Origin of the sequence: Mycobacterium sp. 852002-51057_SCH5723018 (assembly GCF_001667035.1) — a bacterium.
GTDB lineage: Bacteria > Actinomycetota > Actinomycetes > Mycobacteriales > Mycobacteriaceae > Mycobacterium.
This window is the reverse complement of sequence record NZ_LZIR01000022.1, coordinates 16,583-38,672: the sequence shown is the minus strand read 5'-3', so window position 1 is coordinate 38,672 and position 22,090 is coordinate 16,583. Positions and strand designations below refer to the sequence as shown.

21 protein-coding genes and 1 pseudogene are annotated in these 22,090 nt (G+C 67.9%); 8 read left to right on the top strand and 14 right to left on the bottom strand.

The genetic code is table 11. The features are described from left to right. Positions 1 to 2 precede the first annotated feature (2 nt). Entirely contained in the window at positions 3 to 1,217 is a 1,215-nt protein-coding gene (locus A5764_RS05495) for an MFS transporter (protein WP_067109784.1), read from the top strand. On the opposite strand, the gene glp is transcribed toward A5764_RS05495, so the two are convergent. Next, entirely contained in the window at positions 1,214 to 2,428 is a 1,215-nt protein-coding gene (gene glp, locus A5764_RS05490; RefSeq protein WP_067109781.1) for a gephyrin-like molybdotransferase Glp, read from the bottom strand. The two genes, A5764_RS05495 and glp, sit on opposite strands and share 4 nt — an antisense overlap. Before the next feature lie 62 nt (positions 2,429 to 2,490). On the opposite strand from glp, the gene A5764_RS05485 reads away from it, so the two are divergent. Together A5764_RS05485 and A5764_RS05480 are read left to right on the top strand one after the other, a co-directional pair. Further along, the gene (locus tag A5764_RS05485; protein ID WP_067109778.1) at positions 2,491 to 2,982 is read left to right on the top strand and encodes a VOC family protein; all 492 of its coding nucleotides are present in this window, start codon (positions 2,491 to 2,493) and stop codon (positions 2,980 to 2,982) included. Then, positions 2,973 to 4,418: an NAD(P)/FAD-dependent oxidoreductase gene (locus A5764_RS05480; protein WP_067109775.1), complete on the top strand. Its 1,446-nt coding sequence runs from the start codon at positions 2,973 to 2,975 to the stop codon at positions 4,416 to 4,418. The genes A5764_RS05485 and A5764_RS05480 overlap by 10 nt, the downstream gene beginning before the upstream one ends. A gap of 262 nt (positions 4,419 to 4,680) precedes the next feature. On the opposite strand, the gene A5764_RS05475 is transcribed toward A5764_RS05480, so the two are convergent. Together A5764_RS05475 and A5764_RS05470 are read right to left on the bottom strand one after the other, a co-directional pair. Next, positions 4,681 to 5,175: a cupin domain-containing protein gene (locus tag A5764_RS05475; RefSeq protein ID WP_067109772.1), complete on the bottom strand. Its 495-nt coding sequence runs from the start codon at positions 5,173 to 5,175 to the stop codon at positions 4,681 to 4,683. Positions 5,176 to 5,201: 26 nt separating this feature from the next. Beyond that, positions 5,202 to 6,116, bottom strand: coding sequence for an SDR family NAD(P)-dependent oxidoreductase (locus A5764_RS05470; RefSeq protein ID WP_067109770.1), 915 nt, complete (start codon positions 6,114 to 6,116; stop codon positions 5,202 to 5,204). A 102-nt stretch (positions 6,117 to 6,218) separates the two neighbouring features. Between A5764_RS05470 and A5764_RS05465 the strand changes: the two genes are divergently transcribed. Next, positions 6,219 to 6,785, top strand: a complete 567-nt coding sequence (locus A5764_RS05465) for a TetR/AcrR family transcriptional regulator (protein ID WP_067109767.1) — start codon at positions 6,219 to 6,221, stop codon at positions 6,783 to 6,785. 247 nt (positions 6,786 to 7,032) lie between these two features. Then, positions 7,033 to 8,658, top strand: a complete 1,626-nt coding sequence (groL, locus tag A5764_RS05460) for a chaperonin GroEL (protein ID WP_067109764.1) — start codon at positions 7,033 to 7,035, stop codon at positions 8,656 to 8,658. A gap of 134 nt (positions 8,659 to 8,792) precedes the next feature. On the opposite strand, the gene A5764_RS05455 is transcribed toward groL, so the two are convergent. The 3 genes from A5764_RS05455 to A5764_RS05445 are packed head-to-tail and all read right to left on the bottom strand — an operon-like array spanning position 8,793 to position 12,439. Next, positions 8,793 to 9,215 carry a hypothetical protein gene (locus tag A5764_RS05455; RefSeq protein ID WP_067109761.1) on the bottom strand — a complete coding sequence of 141 codons (423 nt, stop codon included), beginning with the start codon at positions 9,213 to 9,215 and terminating at the stop codon, positions 8,793 to 8,795. Positions 9,216 to 9,242: 27 nt separating this feature from the next. Further along, entirely contained in the window at positions 9,243 to 10,649 is a 1,407-nt protein-coding gene (locus A5764_RS05450; protein ID WP_067109758.1) for a PPE family protein, read from the bottom strand. A 38-nt stretch (positions 10,650 to 10,687) separates the two neighbouring features. Continuing rightward, positions 10,688 to 12,439, bottom strand: a complete 1,752-nt coding sequence (locus A5764_RS05445) for an amidohydrolase family protein (RefSeq protein ID WP_067109755.1) — start codon at positions 12,437 to 12,439, stop codon at positions 10,688 to 10,690. A gap of 144 nt (positions 12,440 to 12,583) precedes the next feature. Between A5764_RS05445 and A5764_RS05440 the strand changes: the two genes are divergently transcribed. After that, the gene (locus A5764_RS05440; RefSeq protein ID WP_067109752.1) at positions 12,584 to 13,099 is read left to right on the top strand and encodes a mycothiol transferase; all 516 of its coding nucleotides are present in this window, start codon (positions 12,584 to 12,586) and stop codon (positions 13,097 to 13,099) included. 10 nt (positions 13,100 to 13,109) lie between these two features. Next, positions 13,110 to 13,964, top strand: a complete 855-nt coding sequence (locus tag A5764_RS05435; protein WP_067109749.1) for a hypothetical protein — start codon at positions 13,110 to 13,112, stop codon at positions 13,962 to 13,964. A gap of 52 nt (positions 13,965 to 14,016) precedes the next feature. Here the strand turns inward: A5764_RS05435 and A5764_RS05430 are convergent, their stop codons facing one another. The 6 genes and pseudogenes from A5764_RS05430 to A5764_RS05410 all read right to left on the bottom strand — a co-directional run bounded on the left by A5764_RS05430 (position 14,017) and on the right by A5764_RS05410 (position 20,570). After that, the gene (locus A5764_RS05430) at positions 14,017 to 14,724 is read right to left on the bottom strand and encodes an anti-sigma factor domain-containing protein (protein ID WP_067109746.1); all 708 of its coding nucleotides are present in this window, start codon (positions 14,722 to 14,724) and stop codon (positions 14,017 to 14,019) included. Between the two features lie 16 nt (positions 14,725 to 14,740). After that, a pseudogene (locus A5764_RS29990) lies at positions 14,741 to 14,828 on the bottom strand (sirohydrochlorin chelatase); the annotation flags it as partial. Continuing rightward, positions 14,825 to 15,382, bottom strand: coding sequence for an ECF RNA polymerase sigma factor SigK (gene sigK / locus A5764_RS05425; RefSeq protein WP_067109744.1), 558 nt, complete (start codon positions 15,380 to 15,382; stop codon positions 14,825 to 14,827). The pseudogene A5764_RS29990 and the gene sigK, both read right to left, overlap by 4 nt. 163 nt (positions 15,383 to 15,545) lie before the next feature. After that, on the bottom strand, positions 15,546 to 17,243 hold the full coding sequence (locus A5764_RS05420) for a cytochrome c biogenesis protein DipZ (protein WP_067109740.1): 1,698 nt from the start codon (positions 17,241 to 17,243) through the stop codon (positions 15,546 to 15,548). Between the two features lie 31 nt (positions 17,244 to 17,274). Beyond that, the gene (locus A5764_RS05415; RefSeq protein ID WP_067109737.1) at positions 17,275 to 20,151 is read right to left on the bottom strand and encodes an RND family transporter; all 2,877 of its coding nucleotides are present in this window, start codon (positions 20,149 to 20,151) and stop codon (positions 17,275 to 17,277) included. Continuing rightward, the gene (locus A5764_RS05410) at positions 20,148 to 20,570 is read right to left on the bottom strand and encodes an MmpS family protein (RefSeq protein ID WP_067109734.1); all 423 of its coding nucleotides are present in this window, start codon (positions 20,568 to 20,570) and stop codon (positions 20,148 to 20,150) included. Before A5764_RS05410 ends, A5764_RS05415 begins: the two co-directional genes overlap by 4 nt. Before the next feature lie 254 nt (positions 20,571 to 20,824). Here A5764_RS05410 and A5764_RS29660 point away from each other — a divergent pair, with 254 nt between their 5' ends. Next, positions 20,825 to 20,956, top strand: a complete 132-nt coding sequence (locus A5764_RS29660; protein ID WP_255361050.1) for a hypothetical protein — start codon at positions 20,825 to 20,827, stop codon at positions 20,954 to 20,956. Between the two features lie 14 nt (positions 20,957 to 20,970). Here the strand turns inward: A5764_RS29660 and A5764_RS05405 are convergent, their stop codons facing one another. Together A5764_RS05405 and A5764_RS05400 are read right to left on the bottom strand one after the other, a co-directional pair. Next, positions 20,971 to 21,315 carry a hypothetical protein gene (locus A5764_RS05405; RefSeq protein WP_067109848.1) on the bottom strand — a complete coding sequence of 115 codons (345 nt, stop codon included), beginning with the start codon at positions 21,313 to 21,315 and terminating at the stop codon, positions 20,971 to 20,973. Between the two features lie 263 nt (positions 21,316 to 21,578). Beyond that, entirely contained in the window at positions 21,579 to 22,037 is a 459-nt protein-coding gene (locus tag A5764_RS05400; RefSeq protein ID WP_067109731.1) for a DUF5078 domain-containing protein, read from the bottom strand. Between the last annotated feature and the right edge of the window lie 53 nt (positions 22,038 to 22,090).

The window sequence follows — 22,090 nt, the reverse complement described above, 5'->3', positions numbered from 1 at the left end:
AAATGCAATCGACTGACGGTCCGGCGGCACGGCTGCGCCGCGCGAAGATCGGTGTCACCGCCGCCTTCATCGCCCACGCCGTGGTGTTTTCGTCGTGGGCCGCGCACATCCCGCACGTCAAGGCGGAGCTGGGCCTGTCCGACGCGGCGCTGGGAACGGCGCTGTTCGGTGCGCCGCTGGGGTCTGTTGCGGCCACCGTGCTGGCCCACTGGGCGCTGCCGCGTTGGGGCAGTCATCGACTGGTTCCGATCCTGGTCGCGGGTTACGCCGCCGCCGGGACGACGGTGGGGCTGGCCACGTCGTGGTCGTGGCTGCTCGCGGCGTTGGGGCTGTGGGGGTTTTTCCAGGGCGGTCTCGACGTCGCGATGAACACCCAGGCCGCGACCCTCGAGCGGCTCGCCCGGGCGCCGATCATGGCCCGCTTCCACGGGATGTGGAGCGTCGGCGCGCTGCTGGGGGCCATGATCGGGGCCGCGTGCGTCGGCTTGGGCATCGGCCTGTTCCCGCAATTGGTGGTGGTCGGGGTCGTCGTCGTGGTGGTCGTGGAGGCGCTCACGTGTCGCCTGATTCCCGACGAGGTGACTCGGCCCGCGTCTGATGCCGGTCCGCGGCGGCGGGCGTGGATAACGCCGACCGTCGCCGTGCTGGCGGCCGTGGCGTTCGCGTCGTTCGTGTGCGAGGGCGCGGCCACCGACTGGTCGGCGACCTACGTGCGCGACGTGGTCGGCGCCGGGCCGGGCGTCTCGGCGTGCAGCTACGCCGCCTACACCCTGACGATGGTCGTCACCCGGTTCGGCGCGCTACGCCTGCACTCGCGGGTGCCCAGCCGGGTGCTGCTGCCGGCCCTCGCGCTGGTGGCCGCCGCGGCCATGGGCGTGACGCTGGCCACCGCCAACCCGATCGTCAGCGTCATCGGGTTCGCCGGGGTGGGGGTCGGGGTGGCGCTGCTGGTGCCGACGGCGTTCAGCGCCGCCTACTCGGCCAGCAGTGCGGGATCGGCGATCGCCCTCGTCGCCGCGACCGGCTGGGCGGGTTACCTGATGGGTCCGCCGCTGATCGGGCGCCTGGCCGGATGGTTCGGGCTGTCGGTGGCGCTGGTGATCATCCCGGTGATGCTCGCGGTCGCCGCGATCGCCATCCGTTGCACCGCGGCCTTCGACAAGGCCGACGAATTCCACCGGGAAGTGGCCACAGCGCAACTCAAGGGGGCCGGCTAGCTCAGGTCCCACACCTGCAGCTCGGTCCCGGCTGCCACCTCGACCACGTCTTCCGGGATGTCCAACAGCCCGTTCGCCGACGCCAGCCACCGCAAGTGGTGTGACGCCGGCGGCCCGTAGCTGGTGACGCGACCGGTCCCTCCTTCAGTGCGGTCGAGGATCGCCCGGCGGAACTGGCGCTTGCCGCGCGGCGAGGTCAGCGATTCGGTCAGCACCGCCGGCCGGTGCGGGCGGTCCGGGTCGGGCAGGCCCATGGCCTTGCGCAGCGCGGGACGGAGGAACACCTCGAAGGACACCAGCGCGCTGACCGGGTTGCCGGGCAGGGTGACGATCGTCGCGCCGGCCACCCGCCCGATGCCCTGCGGCATTCCGGGCTGCATCGCCACCTTGACGAACTCCACCCCCTGGTCGCCGTCCCGGCCGAAGGCGTCCTTGACCACCTCGTAGGCGCCGGCGCTGACGCCTCCGCTGGTGATGATCAGGTCGGTGCCACCGGCGTAGCGGTCGAGCAACTCGCTGAACTGTGCGACATCGTCTTCGGCGGTCTCGACGCCGATGACCTCCGCGCCGGCCTCGCGCGCGGCCCCGGCCAGCATGATCGAGTTGGACTCGTAGATCTGCCCCGGCCGCAGCGGGCTACCGGGCGACACCAGCTCCGAGCCGGTCGACATGACCAGCACCCGTTGGCGCGGGATCACCGGCAGTTCGGCCATTCCCAGCGCCGCGGCCAGGCCGAGCACGGCCGGCGTCACGACCTGGCCCTTGCGCAGGACGGTGGTGCCGGGGGCGACGTCCTCGCCCGCTCGCCGGATGTGCGCGCCCGGCGGGCGGGGCTGGCGGATCGCCACGGCCTGCACGCCGCCGTCGGTGTCCTCGACCGGCACGATTGCCGTCGTCCCGGCCGGCACCGGCGCGCCGGTCATGATGCGGTGCGCGGTGCCGGGTTGCAGCGTCAGGTTGTCGGTGCGCCCGGCCGGAATGTCCTCGGCGACCGGCAAGACCACCGGGCGCTCGGGCGTCGCCCCGGTGACCTCCTCGGCGCGCACCGCGTATCCGTCCATCGCGGAGTTGTCGAAAACCGGCAGCGCCAGCGGGGCGACCACGTCGTCGGCCAGCACCAACCCCTGCGCCTCGGTCAACGTGACCGCGGCCGCCGGGCGGGCGCAGATCATCTCGGTTACGACGCGCTGATGCTCTTCGACTGACCGCACCCGGCCATTATCGGTCGCTCACCCCGTCCCCGATCCGCACCGCCCGTCGTAGAGTCGAGAACGTGATTACCGGACTGGCCCACACCGGGGTGTGCGTACCCGACTGTGAGGCCGCGGTGGCGTTCTATCGAGACGTGTTGGGCCTGCGTGTGCTGTCGCCGCCGTATGTCATGAGCGGTAACGCCATTCGCGACGACATGGGCGAGCTGGTGTCCGACCCCACCATGAAGGCGGCCATCGTCGGATTGCCGGACGACGGCGACCGGGTGCTCGAAGTGATCGAATACCTCAACGTCGAAGGGGGCCCAGCGCATGGGCGGCGTGCCACCGCCCGAGCGCTGACCGATCACGGGCTGTCGCACGTCGGGCTGGTCTGCGAGGACCTCGACGCGACCCGCGCCGAACTGGAAAGCAAAGGGGTGCGCTTCCTGGTCAGCGGGATCGCCGACGTCGCCCGGGTGCGCACCACGTGGTTCGTCGACCCGTGGGGCGTGGTGTTCATCCTGGTGGAAAAAAGCCGGCCCGAGCGACCCTACTTCTCCCAATGGGACTAGGACGACCCAGAATCGGGATCATCGGCGCGGGTGCCGGCGGCATCGCGATGGGAATCCAGCTGGCCGAGGGCGGGTACGAGTTCACCATCTTCGACCGGGCCGACGGATTCGGCGGGACCTGGCGGCACAACACGTTCCCGGGCGCGGCGTGCGACGTGCCGTCGCATCTGTACTCGTATTCCTTCGCGCCCAACCCGCGGTGGAGCAAGACCTACGCGAACCAGCCCGAGATCCTGGCTTATCTCGAGAAGGTCGCTGCCGACCACGGGCTGGGCCCACACCTGCGGCCCCACACCGCCATCACCACGGCGCGGTGGTCGGACACCGCTCGGCGCTGGACGCTCACCGACGGCGACGGCCGCAGGCACGACTTCGACGTCGTGGTGAGCGCCGTCGGGATGCTCGACGTGCCCCACATCCCCGAGATTGCCGGGGCGCGGCGGTTTCGCGGCCGCCAATTCCATTCGGCGCGTTGGGATCACCGCAAGTCGACGGCCGGGGAGCGGGTCGCGTCCATCGGGACCGGCGCCAGCGCGGTCCAGTACGTGCCCGCGATCGCGCGAGAAACCGCGCACCTGACGGTGTTTCAACGCACACCGATCTGGATCGCGCCGCGGTTCGACTTCCCCTTCACCCCCGAGCAGCACGACCTTTTCGAACGCGACCCTGCGGCGGCGCAAAAGCTGCGCGACGAGGCCTTCGATGCCTATGAGTCGTCGAGTTTCGACGTCGACGCGCAGCAGACGCGCGAGGCGACGGAGCTCGCCCGCAGCTACCTCATGCGCAAGGTGGCCGACCCGGGGTTGCGCGCGAAGCTGATGCCGGACTACCCCGCCGGCTGTAAGCGGCCGCTGATGTCACGCGAGTGGTACCCCACGTTCGCGCTGCCCAATGTCAGCCTGGAGACCACGGCGATCGCCGAGCTGACCGAGCGCGGGGTGCGCACCGTCGACGGCGTGGAGCACCGCGTCGACACCGTCATCTACGGCACCGGATTCAAGGCGGCCGAGTACCTGGCGAGTATCGACGTGTACGGAACCGGCGGCCGTCGCCTTCGCGAGGAGTGGCACCAGGGCGCGGAGGCCTACCTCGGCACGCTGGTCGCCGGATATCCCAACCTGTTCGTCCTCTACGGCCCAAACACCAACGGGGTCAACTCAATTCTGTACATCCACGAGGCGCAGACGACGTTCATCCGCCAAATCCTCGAGGTGATGGGCCGTCGCGGCGCCCGCACGGTGGAGGTGACCCCGGGGGCGCAGCGCCGCTACAACGACGAGATCCAGGCCGCCATGGTGGGCAAGGTCTGGCTGGCCTGCACCAACTACTTTCGGCACCCCAGCGGCAAGGTGGTCACCCAATTGCCCTACAGCGGCCGGGAGTTCTACGAACGGACCCGCGAGCTGGTCGACGGCGACTACCGCTGGGGCCGTTGAGCTCAGCGCCGGTGGGCCCGGAAAGCCTGCGCCCGCGAGGGCTCGTCGGCCGCCCGTTTCGCTTCCGCCAGGTCGGCGCCGGCGGCAAGGCTTTTGGCGCCGGCGAGCGGGGCCGCACGCCGGGCTTGCTGGGGTGTCTCAGCGCTTTGACCCGTTCCCCGGTTCTGATCGGGGCGCTGAACGCCGTCTCGACTTTCATCCGCAGCCACGCGGCGGCGCGCTTCGTCCGCTTCTTCGGTTGCACGGCCACACCTTACTGCGGCTACTGGAGCCAGAAGTTGTCGTGGCGGATGAACCATTCGCGGCGTTCGTCGTCGGTCATGTCGGCCAGTGCCCCGAAGCCCTCGAAGTAGGCTTCGCGCGGGGCGCCGGGGGCGAACAGCATCAGGATCGATGCCGGTTCGTCGGCCTCGTTGCGGAAACCATGGATGCCGCCGGGCGGCACGTAGAGGAAGTCGCCCTGATGGCCGTCCACCCAGTCGCTGCCGTCGTAGAGCTTCATCGTCCCAGACAGGACGAAGAACGCCTCGGACATCGCACGGTGAAAGTGCGGTCCGGGACCACCGCCGGCCGGGGCGATGTCGACCCGATAGAGGCCGTAGTCGCCGTCGGTGGCCTGTTGATTGGCCAGGTAGTGGTACTTGGTTCCAAACGTCTCGTAGTCGGGCGGCTCATCCGAGCGCTTGAGCCAGGCGCTGACCTCCGGCTCGTCCTTGGTGTAGCGGGGCGGTGGGTAGGGCGGCACGGCGAGGGACATGCCTCCAGTGTGGCCCCGGGCGCCGCTCAGTCGACCGGATAGACCACGCCGGTGAGTTCCTCGGAGACCGCCCACAACCGGCGCTGCACGTCGACGTCGTGCGACTTCTCGCTGGAGGCAACGACTTTCGGGTAGCCGCGTGTCTGGCCGAGGCCGTCGGGTCCGTAGTACTGCCCGCCGAGCACTCCCGGATCGGTCGCTGCGCGCAGTTGCGGCAGCGCGCCCATATCCGCGCTTTGCGCGATGAGCCGCTCGAACAGCAATGAGGCACCGGCAAGCCATCCCGGCATGTTGCGCATCAACTCGGTGTTCGACCCGCCGGGGTGCGCGGCCGCGGCGATCGTCGTGCCGTGCGGCGCAAGCCGTCGCTGTAGCTCGTAGGTGAACAGCAGGTTGGCCAGCTTGGCCTGCCCGTAGGCCGCCACCCGGTGGTAGCGGCGTTCCCACTGCAGATCGTCGAAATGAATGTCGGCCAGGATGCGGTGACCGACGCTGCTGACCGTCACCACCCGCGAACCGGCGACCGGCAGCAGCCGATCCAACAGCAGGCCGGTGAAGGCGAAGTGGCCCAGGTGGTTGGTGCCGAACTGCAGCTCGAAGCCGTCTTTGGTGGTCCCCTTCGGCGTGTACATCACCCCGGCGTTGTTGATGAGCAGGTCGATGCGGTCGTGCGCGGACCGCAGCTCGTCGGCGGCGGATCGGATCGAGTCCAGCGAGGTCAGGTCGAGCTCCTGCAGCGCGACGTCGGCGTGCGGGCTCCGGGCGGCGATGCGTGCGGCCGCGTCCTTGCCCTTGTCCAGGTTGCGCACCGCCAGCACCACGTGAGCGCCGTGGTCGGCGAGCGCGGCGGCGGTCTCGTAGCCCAGGCCGGTGTTGGCTCCGGTGATGACGGCGACCCGACCGGATTGGTCGGGAATGTCCGCGGCTGTCCATTTGGCCATGACGGGCTCCTTGAACTAGTAGAGTAAACGGGGCGAGTGCTCCGGTTGACTTCACTATACGGAACGGGCGCCCCGCTTTGTCAACCGATGGGTGGTGAATAGATGGCGCAGCCCGAACGTCGGCTGCGTGCCGACGCGGCGCGCAATCGTGCGCGGGTGCTGGAAGTCGCCTACGACACCTTCGCGGCCGAGGGCTTGTCGGTGCCGATCGACGAGATCGCGCGTCGCGCCGGCGTCGGAGCCGGCACCGTCTACCGGCACTTCCCGACCAAGGAAGCGCTGTTTCAGGCGGTCATCGAAGATCGCATGCAGCGATTGGTCGACGACGGGCGCACCCTGCTCGAGTCCGTCGGAGCCGGGGAGGCGCTCTTCAGTTTCCTGCGGTCGATGGTGCTGCAGTGGGGTGCGACGGACCGGGGCCTGGTCGACGCGCTTGCCGGGTTGGGCATCGACATCGCCAGCGTCGCGCCCGACGCCGAGGACGCGTTCCTGGCCGTGCTCGGTGAGCTGCTGGGCGCCGCGCAGGAGGCCGGGACGGCGCGCCCGGACATCGGCGTGCGGGAAGTGAAGGCGATCCTGGTCGGATGCCAGGCGATGGAGTCGTACAACTCGGAGCTGGCCGAGCGGGTGACCGACGTGGTCGTCGACGGTTTACGCGCCCAGCGATAAGGAGGAGGGCCCGGGGCTGCATCGTCGCCGTGCCCGTCCTGATTGCCCGCCTCCTCCTCACCCCGCTGCGCGGGCTGCATCGTCGCCGTGCGTTCTTGCACTCGGCATAGGCGAGTGCTAAGAATGATCTTGGCACTCGCGACCGGTGAGTGCTAGGTCGGGACGGTGAGACCAGCTCTGGTCGTCCGTCGCGGGCACTGCACCCGGCCAGAACGTGTCATCCCCAATCTGGAGGAATCACTTCGCAATGGCCAAGACAATTGCGTACGACGAAGAGGCCCGTCGCGGCCTCGAGCGGGGCCTGAACGCCCTCGCCGACGCGGTAAAGGTGACGTTGGGCCCCAAGGGCCGCAACGTCGTCCTGGAGAAGAAGTGGGGTGCCCCCACGATCACCAACGATGGCGTGTCCATCGCCAAGGAGATCGAGCTGGAGGACCCCTACGAGAAGATCGGCGCCGAGCTGGTCAAGGAAGTCGCCAAGAAGACCGACGACGTCGCCGGTGACGGCACGACGACGGCCACGGTGCTGGCCCAGGCGCTGGTGAAAGAGGGCCTGCGCAACGTTGCCGCCGGCGCCAACCCGCTCAGCCTGAAGCGCGGTATCGAGAAGGCCGTCGAGAAGGTCACCGAGACCCTGCTGAAGTCGGCCAAGGAGGTCGAGACCAAGGACCAGATCGCGGCCACGGCGGCCATCTCGGCCGGCGACCAGTCGATCGGCGACCTGATCGCCGAGGCGATGGACAAGGTCGGCAACGAGGGTGTCATCACCGTCGAGGAGTCCAACACCTTCGGCCTGCAGCTCGAGCTCACCGAGGGCATGCGGTTCGACAAGGGTTACATCTCGGGCTACTTCGTCACCGACGCCGAGCGTCAGGAAGCGGTCCTGGAGGACCCCTTCATCCTGCTGGTCAGCTCCAAGGTGTCGACGGTCAAGGACCTGCTTCCGCTGCTGGAGAAGGTCATCCAGGCCGGCAAGCCGCTGCTGATCATCGCCGAGGACGTCGAGGGCGAGGCGTTGAGCACCCTGGTCGTCAACAAGATCCGCGGCACCTTCAAGTCGGTGGCGGTCAAGGCCCCCGGCTTCGGTGACCGCCGCAAGGCGATGCTGCAGGACATGGCCATCCTCACCGGTGGCCAGGTCATCAGCGAAGAGGTCGGCCTGACGTTGGAGAACGCCGACGTCAGCCTGCTGGGCAAGGCCCGCAAGGTGGTCATCACCAAGGACGAGACCACCATCGTCGAGGGCGCCGGTGACCCGGACGCCATCGCCGGCCGGGTGGCCCAGATCCGCACCGAGATCGAGAACAGCGACTCCGACTACGACCGCGAGAAGCTGCAGGAGCGCCTGGCCAAGCTGGCCGGCGGTGTTGCGGTGATCAAGGCCGGCGCCGCCACAGAGGTGGAGCTCAAGGAGCGCAAGCACCGCATCGAGGACGCGGTCCGCAACGCCAAGGCGGCCGTCGAGGAGGGCATCGTCGCCGGTGGTGGCGTGGCCCTGCTGCACGCGTCGCCGTCGCTGGACGAGCTGAAGCTCACCGGTGACGAGGCGACCGGCGCCAACATCGTGCGCGTTGCGCTCGAGGCTCCGCTGAAGCAGATCGCCTTCAACTCCGGGCTGGAGCCCGGCGTTGTCGCCGAGAAGGTCCGCAACTCGCCCGCCGGTACCGGCCTGAACGCCGCCACCGGTGAGTACGAGGACCTGCTCAAGGCCGGCGTTGCCGACCCGGTCAAGGTCACCCGCTCGGCGCTGCAGAACGCGGCATCCATCGCCGGGCTGTTCCTGACCACCGAGGCCGTCGTTGCCGACAAGCCGGAGAAGGCGGCCGCTCCCGCGGGCGACCCGACCGGCGGCATGGGCGGCATGGACTTCTAAGTCCCTTCACGAAGAAGCCCGGTCCCTCTGGGGGCCGGGCTTTTTCGTGTCGGCGACACGCTTGCCGAGACTGCGTACAGCGCTACCGAATCACGCCGGAGCACGCGCTCACCGCAGGCTCGGCGCGAAGAGGCTTAAGCCGGCAGCGAGAACACCACGCAGTCGTGCAGGCAGCCCTTGGCGGCCGACGGGGAATCGGCCTCGCGGTGCAGCAGCGCACGGGTCGGCACGACGCCCAGGTGGGCGGTCTCCGCATCGGCGTCGCTGACCTTGGCTTCGCCGTCGACGATCAGGGAGTAGCCGCCGGGTTCCCGCGGGGGCCACAGCAGGGTGACGTCGCGTCGGTGGTTCAGATTTTGCCGGGTGCGGCCGCCGATCGGCCCGACGTCGACGATCGCGGCGGGCCCGTCCGGGCCCTCGGGGAGGTCGCGCAAGCGCGGCTCGACCGTCACGGTGTGCACGCGGTAGCCGTCGTCGACGGTGATCAGATACGCGAAGGGATAGTCGGTGAGGGCGGCGGCCAGGCGCTTGACGTCCACCTTCTTCTTGGTGCGCATAATGCCGAGGATAGGCCAGGCGGACCGCTAGTCCGGTATGTCCGGCACCCGGATGCCCGGGCCGGGAACCCCGGGGGTGCGGTCGGGCTTGTTGAAGAATCCGGAGCTGGGGATGCCTGACTCGCGGGTGGCGGGGCCGCGGAACTCGTTGTCCCCGGGGGCGAAGAAGCCCGGGGGTGCGGAGGTCGTAGTCCGCAGGGCCGGCGGTGTGGGCGTGGACCCACTTGCCGCGCTGACGACACCGGAGCCGGTGCCCGATTGGAGGTTGCCGGCGATCGCGCTGGGGTCGGCCGCGGCGGCGAAGGCGGCGTTGGCCGCCGGGCCGAGCATGCCGGCGTTCGGCAGGCCGGCGTTGAGGCCGCCGGTCGCCGCACTGACCGAGCTGAGGACGCCGGAGCCGAGGTTGGCCGCGCTGACGCCGCCCGTGACGTAGTGGCCGGAGTTGAGCGCGCTCGAGTCCATGCCCTGGCCGGCCAGGGCGCCGTTGTCCTGGAAGAAGCCCGCGTTGGCGGTACCGGCGTTGAAAAATCCCATGTTGGACGACCCGGAGTTCGCGAAGCCGGTATTGAAGTTGCCCGAGTTCCCGATACCAAAGTTGCCGTTGCCGGAATTGAAAAACCCGATGTTGTTGGTCCCGGAGTTGAACAACCCGATGTTGCCGCTCCCGGAGTTGAAACCGCCAAATCCGATCTGGTTGCTGCCGGTCAGCCCGATCCCAAAGTCGTTGTTGCCGGTATTGCCAAACCCGATATTTCCGCTGCCTAGGTTGCCCCAGCCAAGATTGTTGTTACCCGAGTTTCCGGAGCCGACATTTTGATTACCGCTGTTTCCGTAACCGACGTTCGAATTGCCGGAGCCGAACAGGTTGAAATTGAGTTGGCCGTTGTTGAAGGTAATTCCGATCTTTTGCAGGACCGCCTGCCATGGTGCCAACTGGGCCGCGGCGGCCGACGCGTCGGCGTGGTAACCGAACATCGCCGCGACGTCCGACGCCCACATCTGCTCGTAGGCCGCCTCGGTGTCCATGATCGCGGGGGTGTTGAGCCCGAACCAGTTGGTCGACGCCAGTGCCTGGATGAGGGAGCGATTGGCCGCCACCATCGCGGGCTGGATCGTAGCCGCCAGCGCGGTTTCGAACGCGGTCGCGATGGCTGCGGCCTGGCTTGATGCCGCCTCCGCCTGGGCCGCCGCCGCGCTGAGCCAGCTCACGTACTGGGTGGCGACGGCCATCATCGCCGCCGCCGACGCCCCTTGCCACGAGCCGTTCGCCAGGTCCGACGTCACCGAGAAAAACGTCGATGCTGACGACGCCAGATCCTCGGCCAGCCCATCCCAGGCGGCCGCGGCAGCAAGCAGCGGCGCCGCCCCCGGACCGGCGAAGATTAGTGCCGAGTTGATTTCTGGCGGCAACCACGCGAAATGCGGGCTCGTCACTAAGCCAACTTAACCGGGATGGCCTGCGCTTCGTGGCGTTATCGCGCAGGTAAGGGGGTTGGCTTTCGGCCGCGGACCAACCTGCCGGGACGAGCATTGGTGGGAATGCCATTTTCGGCAATTATTTCGCCGGAAACAATCGTCGCCACATAGCCGTCGGCGGTCTGGTCCAGGCGACGTCCGCCCGCCGGAAGGTCATAACGGATCACCGGCTTGTGCAACCGCAGCCCCGCATGATCGATGACGTTGAGGTCCGCCTTGTATCCGACGGCAATGCGGCCGCGGTCGCCCAGCCCCGCCACCCGGGCGGGCACGGACGTGAGTTCGCGGACGGCCTCGGGAACCGAGAACCGCGCGGCCTTGCGGTCGCGCGCCCAGTGCGCCAGGAAGTACGTCGAGTAGCTGGCGTCGCAGATCATGCCGTAGTGGGCGCCGCCGTCGCCGAGCCCGAGGACCACGTCCTCGCGGTGCAGCAACTCGCCCACGGTGTCCAGCGAGTTGCCCTGCAGGTTGCTGGTCGCCACCAGCAGCATCGCGCGACCGTCGTCGTCGAGCAGCCGGTCGTAGGCCTCCTCCATCGGGTTGAGCCCGCGGGCCCGCGCGCGGGCCCCGATGCTGTCGGCCGGGTTCGGCTCGTAGTTGGGGTCGTCGCCCAGCGGGAAAATCCAGTCCCACATCTGGGCGACGTACAGGATCGGGTGACCGATACCCGGCTTGTCGGCCAGGATGCGGGCGCGGACCTCGGGTTTGCGCATCTCGGCCACCCGCTCGGGCAGCGGCAGGTGAGCGATCTCGCGGTAGCTGGGGTAGAGCACGAACGGGTTGGCGCTCAACTGCAGGCCGATGATCAGCCCGATCGGGCGCGGCAGCAGCTGCGCGGTGAATTGTGCCCCACCGGCCCCGGCATTTTTGTTGGCCTTCTCGATCATGGTGATGGCGTCCGGCCAGTTCGGGTCGCCCTGGTTGGCGACGACCAGGGTGAAGGTGACCGGCAGGCCGACGTCCTCGGCCACGTCGAACACCGTCTGCAGGACCGGCTGGTAGCCGCCGGCCGGGATGTCGGGCACGAACTGAAGCAGGCCGCCGCCGCCGTCCACGACGCCGCGGGCGATCTCTTCGATCTCCTCGCGGGCGGCGTCGTAGCTGGGGATCGGCGAACCGCTTTCGGTCTTGTGGATGGTCAGCCGCGACGACGCGAAGCCCAGCGCGCCCGCCTCGATGGCCTCCTTGGCCAGCGCCCGCATCTTCGCGAGATCGTCGGCGGTGGCCGGCTCGCGGTCGGCGCCGCGCTGGCCCATCACGTAGACGCGCAGTGGGGAGTGCGGCAGGTAGGCGGCCACGTCGATGTCGCGCTCGCCGGCTTCCAGGGTGTCCAGGTATTCGGGGAAGGTTTCCCAGGTCCACGGCAGGCCGTCCGTCATGACGACGCCGGGAATGTCCTCCACCCCGGCCATCACGTCGACGAGCACGTCGTGGTCTGCCTGCCGGCACGGCGCGAAACCGACCCCGCAGTTGCCCATCACCACCGTGGTCACCCCGTGCGCCGACGACGGGGTCAGGCGGTCCGACCAGATGGACTGGCCGTCGTAGTGGGTGTGCAGATCGACGAAGCCCGGGGTGACGAGCAGCCCGGTCGCGTCGATATCCCGCGCGGCGCTCTCGCCCTGGAGGTCGCCGTTCGACCCCACCGCCGCTATCACGCCGTCGCGCACCGCGACGTCGCCGACGTACGGCTCGCCCCCCAGCCCGTCGACGATGGTGCCGTTGCGGATGACGAGGTCGTAGGTCATCTAACTAATCTACGACCAGCCCGGCGCCTCGTGCCAGAATCTTTTCCCTGATCGATCACCCCGGATAATGCGGGGCCTTCGTCCGCGACCCCGACGGCAACAACGCCGAAGCGGTCTGGGACGGACGGCCGTAATGTCGCTGATATGCCAAGCACCGACGCCGCCACCCAGGAACTGCTGCGGGACGCGTTCACCCGGTTGGTCGAACACGTCGACGAGCTCACCGACGGGCTGACCGACGAAACGTCCGACTACCGGCCGACGTCGGCCGCCAACAGCATCGCCTGGCTGATCTGGCACAGCGCGCGGGTGCAGGACATTCAGCTGGCCGACGTGGCCGGCGTCGAGGAGGTGTGGATCCGAGACGGCTGGGTGGACCGGTTCGGGCTGGACCTGCCGCGCAACGACACCGGCTACGGGCACGGCCCCGAGCAAGTCGCGAAGGTACACGCGCCCGCCGACCTGCTGTCCGGCTATTACCACGCGGTGCACAAGCTCACCCTGGAATACATCGCCAGCGTCACCACCGACGAACTGTCCCGGGTCGTCGACACCAACTGGGATCCGCCGGTGACGGCCAGCGCGCGGCTGGTGAGCATCATCGACGACTGCGCCCAGCACCTCGGGCAGGCCGCGTACGTGCGGGGGATCGCGCCGTAGGGTCTAGACCGTGCGATCGGCGGTGACGGCGCTGTTGTGGCTGACGACGACCGTTGCCGTGGCCGTAGCCATCCCGGCGGTGTGGCTGCAGCTCAACGTCGTCGACGAGGGCGGCTACGCCGCGCTGGCGCGCGAAGCCGCAAGTGACCCCGCCCTGCAGTCGGCCGTGGCGGGGGAACTGACCACCCGGGCAATGGCGCTCATCGCCGAACGGGGCGGGGGGCGCTACCCGGTCGACAGCACGCAGGTCCGCGACGTCGCCGCCGCCTTCACCGCCGGCCCGGCGTTTCCGCCGCTGTTCGCGCAGCTGAACCGGGCGGCGCACGGCTGGCTGTTCACCGACCCGGGCCAGGGCCAAAACGGCAATCAATGGGTCGTCGACGTGGCCCCGATGCTCCAAGAGCCCTCGTTTCAGCAGGTGTTGAGCAGCCACAACGTCAAGGTGCCGGCCAATCTGGCGGTTCCGCTGACCGTGTCGATGCCGGGATCGCTGCGGCAGGGGCAGCTGAGCCGGCTGGCTGCCTGGGGTCCGTGGGTGAGCATCGGCGCGGCCGCCCGCGGCGGCCTCTTCGCGCTGCTGACGCTGGCCGCCGCGCGCCGCCGCGGCAGGGCCCTGACCGGTCTGGGCGTCTCGGCGCTGCTCGCCGGCGCGGCCGGATGGGCGGGCATCGAGGGCGGCGGCCGGTACGTCAACGACGCGCTGAATCGCACCACCGGTGACATCCGCCGGATCGCCGAGGTCATGGTGGACCACGCGGAGGCCGGCCTGCGCCACTGGCTCGACCTGACGCTGGTCGCCGGAGCCGCGCTGGTGGGGCTCGGCGTGCTCGTCGCGATCCTGGGCGGCCTGCGCAAGAAGTGCTAGCCCGTGGCGATCGCGAGGGCTGGGGAGCCGGACGAAGCGGGTCGCCACCTAACTAGCCGAGCGGCAGCTGCGCCAGGATCGGCGTGGTCGGCTTGGGCGATCCCGCGCCGGGTTCGACGGTGAACGCCAACGCCGTCGACGATCCGAGGTTGGTCAGCGTCTCCGTCGTCGACGGTGTCACGGCCGCGGTGCCCATCGTGCCCGCCGAGGTCGGGCCGTTCGACCCGATCAACCACATCTGGTACACGGTGCCCGGGGCCGGCGGCGGCACATTGTTCATCACCAGCACTCCTGCGTTGCGGTCGCGGGAAAACACCACGGTGGCCGTGCCGTCGGCGAGCGGGCGCGAGACGGTCCGCAGATCCGGTGCCGCCATCACCTGTTCGGCCACGGTCGACTTCGCGGGCGGACGCGTCAGCACCCCGACGCCGAACGCCGCGGCACCCACCACGATGGCCGCTGCCGCGGACGCCAAAGCCGCTTTGCGCCAAGTTATTTGGCGGACGTTGTCGGGTTTGGCGGCTTGGATCGAGGCGAGGATGGCGCCACGTAGACGTGCCGGCGGCTCGGTTGCCGTCGCCGAGGACACCACCGCCATCGTCTCGCGCACGGCACGCACTTCGTCGTTGAAGGCCGCCGCCACCGGCGACGGCGCGGCGGCCACCCGGCGGTCGATCTCGGCGCTTTCGGCGTCCGACACGGCGTGCAGTGCATACGGCCCGGCCAACTCGAGCAGTTCGAAATCGGTCGGCTCAGTCATCAGCGCCGCTCCTCGGCATCGCTGCGCTCTGCATCGTCGCCGGCGCGGTCATCAGCGCCGCTCCTCGGCATCGCTGCGCTCTGCATCGTCGCCGGCGCGGTCATACCACGTCCAAGCAGTTGCGCAGGCCGCGCAGCGCATCGCGGATGCGCGATTTGATCGTCGACAAGTTGGCGGCCAACCGCTGTGACACTTCGCTATAGGTCAGGCCCTCGTAGTAGGCCAGCTGAATGCACTGCCGCTGCGCATCGCTCAGCCCGTCCAGGCATTGGGTCACCCGGTGGCGCTCGTCCGAGGCGATCGCCGAGTCGGCCACTGGGTCTTGCGCCGCGGCGCTTGGGTGTTCGGCGCTCGCCGCGCCGTATCGGGATTCCCGCCTACTGCCGGCCTGCTCGGAGCGCACCCGGTCGACGGCCCGCCGGTGCGCCATCGTCAGCAGCCACGCCAGACCGGAGCCCTTGGCGGAGTCATACCCCGACGCCGCGCGCCACACCTCGAGATAGACCTCCTGGGTGGTTTCCTCGCTGTAGCCCGGGTCACGCAGCACCCGCATCACCAGTCCGTACACCCGTGTCCTGGTGAGGTCGTAGACCGTGGCGAAGGCGGCGCTGTCCCCGCGCGCGACCTGGCGCAGCAGGGCGTCCACCTCGTTGCTCATCGACCCGTAGCCTATCGCCCGTCGTCGATGTACCGGGCTCGGTGGCCGCCAACTTCGGGCAATGACAACCGGAGATGTCATCGAATCGCAAGCGGGCCGGCGTCACATTGGTAATTCGGAGCCACCGAGCCCGCGGACGGCCCGCGGCGCGCTCGCGGTGTCGTTAGCCGAACGTGAACGAAAACACCTGCAGGCCTTTGCTGACCTGCATGTCGAGCTGATCGCGGTGCGCGGTGTCGTCGGAGACGATCTGGTGCAAGGTGGGCGCCCCGCCGATGGCCGTCGCGGTCGTCTTGCCGCCGCGCGTCACGGTGATGGTGCCGGTGCCGCCGACGACGGCATAGACGTCTTTGCCGGTGTAGTTGAGCCGGATGGCGGCGTCGTCGCTGTCGGCGGTGGCGCCCTGGTCGTCCACCCTCCAGCGGCCGCGCAAGGCGAACCGGTCGTCGGCCAACTGCGCCGGGTAGCCGAATGTGGCTGTGCCCGGCTTGTATTCGCCGCCACCGTAGTAGACGGCCTTGCCGGCGCCCAGGTAGGTCTCCGGGGTGAGCCTGGTTTGCGGGGTGGTGTCGACCGTGTCCGTCGGTGCCGGCAGCCGGGCGCCGGGGTTGGCGTCGACAAGCAGTTGGCGGATCAGCTTTTCGGTCGCGCCGTAGTCGCCCTCGCCGAACTTGGTGTGCCGGACGGTTCCGCTCGCGTCGATCAGGTACTCGGCGGGCCAGTACAGGTTCTGGTAGCTGTTCCAGGTCGCGTAGTCGTTGTCGAGTGCGACGGGGTAGGTGATGTGCAGCGCGGCGGCGCCACTGGCCACGTTGCCGGGTACCCGTTCGAAGGCGTATTCCGGGGTGTGCACGCCGATGACGACGAGACCGTCGTCGCGGTAGCGGTTGTACCAATCGACGACATGCGGAATGGCGCGTTGGCAGTTGATGCAGGAGTAGGCCCAGAAGTCGATCAACACCACCTTGCCACGCAGGGACGCCAGGTCGATCGGTGCGCCGCCCGGGGTGTTGAGCCACTGGGTGATCCCGGTGACGGCGGGGGCCGGCCCGCATTGCTGCAGCTGGTCGGCGCCCCCGAAGTCCCTGCTGCAGTCGGCCAGCTGGCCCTTCACCGCGGCGCCCAAATTGAGTTTCTGACGAATCTCGTTGCCGCCGATGCCCTTCTGCATCGCGGTCGTGTAGTCGGGGACGGCGCGCTGCAGCATCGCGGGCAGGTTGAAGACCAGCGCCACCGCCAGCACGATCATCGTGATCCCGCCGGCGACCTGGATCACGCGCTGCCGGCGGCGAAACGCCGCGACCCGCTCGGCGATGCGCCGACCGGCCAACGCGAAAACCAGCAGCGGCAGCGCGGTGCCGATCGCGAACGTCGCGGTCAGGACCAGCGTCGCGGGCCCGATGGACGCGGTGCCGCCGGCGACCACGATGGCCGCCAGCACCGGTCCCGCGCACGGGACATAGAGGGCGCCCAGCGTCAGCCCCAACCCGAAACCGCTTCTCGCCGAGCCGATTTGACGCTGCGGAATGCGGGAAAACGGGCGCTCGATCAGGTGCTGCAGCGGCGGGAAGATCAAGCCGAGGCCGATGAGCGTCAACGTCACCAGCGCGGCCCAACGGATCGCGTCCTGCGGCAGGTGCAGCGCTGAGAGCAGCGCCGAACCGGCCAGCGTGACCGCGCTGAAGCTGCAGACCAGGCCGGCGATCACCAGATACGGCCGCGCCGCGGGGGTGCTGTCACGGCTGCTGACTCGGCGGCCATTCAAGCCGGAGAAGAACACCACCGGCAGCACCGGCAGGATGCACGGCGAGATGCCGGTGATCAGGCCGCCGAGGAATCCGATGAGCGCGACTGTTCCCATGACTGGTATTCGGAGCTAGCGGGCCGACGGGCTAATCGCTGTAGGCTAAGGACGGCCGGGGCCCGACCGGCCGTGACGAAAACCTGGGGGGCCGGGAACGCACCCGCATCGGCCACCAGAACCAGCGCCCCAGCAGCGCGGCGATGGACGGGGTCATGAACGCGCGCACGATCAGCGTGTCGAATAGCAGGCCCAGGCCGATGGTGGTGCCGACCTGACCGATGATCCGTACGTCGCTGACGACCATGGAGGCCATCGTGAACGCGAAGACCAGGCCCGCGTTGGTCACCACCTTCCCGGTGCCGCCCATCGACCGGATGATTCCGGTATTCAGTCCGGCGTGAATTTCTTGTTTGAACCTCGACACCAGCAGCAGGTTGTAGTCCGATCCGACGGCCAACAAGACGATGACGGACATCGCGAGCACCAGCCAGTGCAGCTGAATGCCGAGAATGTGTTGCCAGACGAGCACGGACAGCCCGAAGGAAGCGCCCAGCGAAACCGCCACCGTGCCCACGATGACGGCGGCGGCGACGAGGGCGCGGGTGAGGATCAGCATGATGATGAAAATCAGGCACAGCGAGGAGATTCCGGCGATCATCAGGTCCCACTTGGCGCCCTCGGAGATGTCCTTGAACACCGCACCCGTGCCGGCCAGGTAGATCTTCGCGTCCTCCAGCGGGGTCCCCTTGAGCGATTCCTCGGCGGCGGTGCGGATCTTGTCGATGCTCGCGATGCCCTCGGCCGAGGCGGGGTCTCCGCGATGCAAGATGATGAAGCGAGCCGAGCGTCCATCCGGTGACAGGAAGTTCTTCATGGCGCGCTGGAAGTCCTTGTTTTTGAAGACTTCTGGCGGAAGGTAGAACGAATCGTCGTTCTTGGACGCGTCGAACGCGTGGCCCATCGCCGTCGCGTTGTCGCTCATCTCGTCCATCTGGTCGAAGATCCCGGACATGGTGCTGTGCATGTCGAGCATCATGGTCCGCATGTTCGACATGGTTTCGATCATCGGCGGGAACTGCGCGACCATCTGCGGCATGAGCCGGTCGAGGTCCTTGATGTCGCCGACCAGCGTGTTCAGTTTCTCGTCGATCTGGTCCAGGCCGTCGAGCGCGTCGAATATCGAACGAATCGACCAGCAGATCGGGATGTCGAAACAGTGCCTCTCCCAATAGAAATAGCTGCGGATCGGCCGCCAGAAGTCGTCGAAGTCGGCGATTCGGTCGCGCAGCTCGTTGGTGATCTGCTGCATCTGTTCGGTGTCGCCGACCATGCGGTGCGTGGTGGCGACCAGCTGCGTCATCAGCGCGTACATCCGTTGCATGGTGGCGATCGTCTTGGTCATCTCGTCGGCCTGCTTGAGCATGTTGTTCATCTGGTCACGCTGGTATTTCATGCTCTGCATCTGGCCGGCGCTTTGCATGCTCATCTGGAACGGGATCGACGTGTGGTCCATCGTCGTCCCGTCGGGCCGGGTGATCGCCTGGACGCGGGAGATCCCCGGGACGCGGAAGATGCCCTTGGCCAGCCGGTCGAGGACCAGGAAGTCGGCCGGATTCCGCATGTCGTGGTCCGCCTGAATCATCAGGATCTCGGGCTTCATCCGGGCCTGGGAGAAGTGGCGATCCGCGGCGGTGAGGCCCGCGTTGGCGGGGATGAACGAGGGCAGGTATTCCCGGTCGTTGTAGTTGGCCTTGTAGCCGGGCAGGGTGAGCAGGCCGATGAGGGCGACGGCGCACGTGACCGCCAGGATCGGCAGCGGCCAGCGAACCACCGCGGTCCCGACGCGTCGCCAGCCGCGAACCCCGAGCTTGCGCTTGGGGTCGAACAGCCCGAACCGGGCGCCGACGGTCAAAACCGCCGGACCCAGCGTCAACGCGACCAGCACCGCGACCAGCATCCCCACCGCGCAGGGGACGCCCAGGGTCTTGAAATACGGCATCCGGGCGAAGCTGAGGCAGAACGTCGCCCCGGCGATCGTCAAACCGGAGCCCAGGATGACGTGGGCCGTCCCGCGATACATGGTGTAGAAGGCCGCTTCCCGGTCCTCGCCGGCCTGGCGGGCTTCCTGATAGCGCCCGATGATGAAGATTCCGTAGTCCGTCCCGGCCGCGATCGCCAGCGACGTCAAAAGCGACACCGCGAAGGTGGTCAGGCCCACCAGCCCGAAATGCCCCATCAGCGCGACGCCGCCACGCGCCGCGGTCAATTCGAAGCCGACCGTGACCAGCAGCAGGATCACGGTGACTATCGAGCGGTAGACGAACAGCAGCATGATCAGGATCACCGCCACCGTCGTCACGGTGATTCGGATCATGGACTTGTCGCCACTGTGGTGCAGATCCGCGGCGAGCGCGGCCACGCCGGTCACATAGACCTTCACCCCGGGCGGCGGTGGCGTGCTGTCCACGATTTTGCGGACGGCGTCGACGGAGTCGTTGGCCAGCAGCTCGCCCTGATTGCCGGCCAGATTCACCTGCACGGTGGCGGCCTTGCCGTCGTTGCTTTGCGCGCCGGCGGCCGTGAGCGGATCGCCCCAGAAATCCTGGACGCTCAGCACGTGCGCCTTGTCTTCGCGCAACTTACGGATCATCGCGTCGTAGTACTTGTGGGCGTCGTCGCCCAGGGGCTGATCACCCTCCAGCACGATCATCGCCGAGCTGTCGGTCTCGCCCTCGTTGAAGGCGTGACCGATGTGCTTCATCGCCACGAACGACGGCGCGTCCTTGGGGCTGAGCGACACCGACCGCTCTTGGCCGACCACCTCCAGCGAGGGGACGAACAAACTGAGGATGACGGCGACCCCCACCCAGAACAGGATGATCGGCACCGCGAGGGTGTGGATCGTCCTGGCGAGAAACGGCCTTTCGGCGTGAGCGCTCGGGGCGGGGGCGGATTGCGTGATCACGCCGACTTCACCAGACAGTACGTATACGCGTGGACCTCGTTGGAAATTCGCTCGGCCTTGACCACGTCGTCCACCGTGATGCGGCAGCCGATGCTGTCGCTACTGCCCCGCGCCGTGAGGTTTCCCATCATCGCCGCCTTGTCGGTGGTGATGCGCAGCGTCCACGGCAGCGGCGCCCCGTCGATGCGTTGGGGGTCGGCGTTGACGTCGAAATAGCTGATGTCCGCGACGGTTCCGGGCGGCCCGAAGACCTCGTACACGATGCGTTTGGGGTTGAACGGCTTGGGGTTTTGCAGGTTGCTGTCGGCATACGACTCGCGCTTTTCCGAGCCGAAGTAGCCGTGCACCCGGTACACGATGAAGCCACCGACCACCACCACCGCCACGATGACGAGTGGAATCCAGGTTCGGGACAGCACCTTGAAAATTTGGAATCCCTTTCACCGGTTCGGCACCTGCTGCGGGCGGACGGTCCGCTGAATCGCGGCGCCGCCCGATCGTTAGCGCAGCCAAGGCTTACCTAAGTAAATCACGGCTGGCTCGCCACCCGGCCGGACCGTTGGACTCCTTCCCCTCGCGACCTGGAGTGTAACGCATATCACGTGCGTAACACCGAAAACGTATGTGTTCTGTGACCCCCGACAAATCACACGGCGTGCGTTATGCAAATCGCATGATGGTGCGCACGGCCAGCCAGATGTTTCGGCCCTACGGACCGCGTCCGGCAGTGCGCGCCCTGCTGTCGCACGAGGGTCCCGAGTCGGCCAACACCGACCGGTTCCCGGTGAGCTCACCGCATTACTGATCGAGAAGGCGCCGTCAGGCGTAGATGCGAAGCTGCACGACCCTGCGCATGATGTCGCTCAGCTTGTCCACCGGGGCCCCGCAGGTCAGGCAGTAGCCGCCGGGGCACCGGCTGATCCGGTCCACCTGTTGCAGGACGTCGGCCTTGAGCCGGCGCACGCAGCGGATGCACAGAACGTCGACGACGTTTCCGGACGGGTCGAGGTTGGGGCGGTTGCATTCGTCCACGGCATGCCGGTACACGATGTGCGTCGCCGGGTTGGTACAGCCGGTTTCGGATTGGCACGTCATTTCGTGCCAATCCAGCGCCGCAAGCGCGTCGGGAATTGGGCTGGCCGACTGGGGGTCCACGGTGCTCATCGCGTCCTCACTGCGCCGCATCATTCCGGCACGAACCGTCCGTCGTCCCAGTATGGATTGCGGTCATGTGCATGATGTGAGTCCTGGTTAAGCAGTGGCTGAGCGGACTACTGTTACGAGCAAGATTTCCGGGGCGGGTCGCCGGGGACTATGCGCCGAATAACCAGTCAGCCATATTGATTTGTCCCGTAGAGCGATGAAAAGCGATACCCGACAAAGGCAGATCTTAAGCTCGCGGGCCAATAAAGGCCAGGGTCAATCCGCTACGACCAGTTCCACACGGACATGTCGCCGGGCGGGTATTGGTTGCACACGTCGGTCGCCTTGGCGACGACACCCTTGTTGTTGAAGAAGATCTTCATGTGGTTGACCCAGGCGAACGTCAGCGGATCGCCATTGTAGAAGTTTTCGGAATAGTCCCTGCGCTCCGCCGGTGACAGCGAGTAGAACCAGTGGGCTTTGTCGATGGTTGCCTGCTGGACGTTCGGGTGGTTGTTGAAGTCGATCATGTACCGCTGGTAGTACACCGGGCTGGTATCCCTGACGGCCGCCAGATACTGCTCGGCGTCGCAGGTGGTCGCGATCTGCCTGCGGGGCACGGGGAAATCTTCTGTGGAATCGGCCGCGGCGGTCTTGGGGAAGGTCGCAGCGGCGAAGCTCAAGGTGATCAAGAATGCGATGAAAACGACGCCTGCACGCAGGCCGGAACTCAGCCGAGACATAACTTTCACCGTAACACTTCTGAGGCTAGGGCGCACATGCGTAGGCCATCTCA